Annotated in this window: 1 protein-coding gene; it reads right to left on the bottom strand. The window is 68.4% G+C overall.

Features of this window, described 5'->3' with window-relative positions; genetic code table 11:
• Window positions 1–18 precede the first annotated feature (18 nt).
• A complete protein-coding gene (locus AC07DW_RS34540; protein WP_478861539.1) occupies window positions 19–1221 on the bottom strand; it encodes an IS110 family RNA-guided transposase in 1203 nt (400 codons plus the stop codon).
• Between the last annotated feature and the right edge of the window lie 36 nt (window positions 1222–1257).

Genomic DNA, 1257 nt, shown 5'->3' with positions numbered 1-1257 from the left:
AGAATCTCAATGATCGTGTCAAGCCGCCTGCGTGACCGGCGGGGCGGAGGTGAACAGCCTCTTGTCACGCAGCATGGCCCACAGGACGTCGACCCGTCGGCGGGCGAGGGACAGCAGCGCCTGGGTGTGCAGCAGCCCTTCGCCTCGCTTCTTGAGGTAGTAGTCCCGCGATGGACCCGGTCGCATCATTGCGGTCTGCGCGGACATGTAGAACAGCCAGCGCAGGCGCCGGTTGTAGCGTTTGGGCCGGTGGTAGTTGCCGGTGCGGCGCCCGGAATCTCGGGGTACCGGGGCGAGGCCGGCGTGGGAGGCCAGGCGGCCTGCGTCGCGGTAGCCGGACAGGTCACCGACGATGGCAACGAACTCGGCGCCGAGGATGGGGCCCATACCGGGCATGGATTCGATGATCTCGGCGCGTTCGTCGGTGCGGAAGGTCTCGCGGATCTCCCGGTCGTTGTCCTTAATCCGATCGTCCAGGGCCAGGAGTTGGTGGGCGAGATCGCAGACCAGCTTGGCGGCGCGTTTCTCGCCCGGCAGCGCGATCTGCTGCGACTGGGCGGCCTCCACGGCCTTGGCCGCCACCGTGTCGGCGCCGCGGACCTTGCGACGTTCCAGCCAGGTGGTCAGCCGTTTGGCGCCGACCCGGCGGAGGGCCGCGGGGGTCTGGTACTCGGTCAGCATGACGACTGGGCCCTTGGCCGAGGAGTAGTCGAAGGACCGTTCCAAGGCGGGGCAGATACCGACCAGAAGGTCGCGGAGACGGTTGATCAGCCGGACGCGGTCGGCTATCAGGTCCGCTCGGTGACGGGTCAGCACCTGGAGGCTGGAGACCAGCTCCGGGGGTGTCTCAAGCGGGGCGAAGTCCCGGCGCATGCGGGCCTGGTCAGCGATGACGCGGGCGTCCTTCGCGTCGGTCTTGCCTTCGCCCTTGTAGGCGCCGGACATGCGGTTGACCGTGCGGCCGGGCACGTAGACCACCTGCTGGTCATGGGCGACCAGCAGGGCGAGAAGCAGTGTGGACGCCCGGCCGGAGATGTCCACCGCCCACCGCACCTCGTCCGCCCGCTCGCGGGCGGCGCCGATGAGGGTGAGGATCTGCGACTCGTCGTTGATCACCTTCGTCGAGAACAGCGTCTCGCCGTCGGCGTCGACGGCGACCGCCCAGTGGTGCCCCTTGCCAGCGTCGATACCGACCCATATCCGCGCATGAGACGTGCTCAAGCCCGTCGCTCCGTTCCTCCATGGCCATCACTTCCG

It is taken from the genome of Streptomyces sp. NPDC045701 (assembly GCF_056432045.1).
This window is presented reverse-complemented; position numbering and strand designations above follow the sequence as displayed.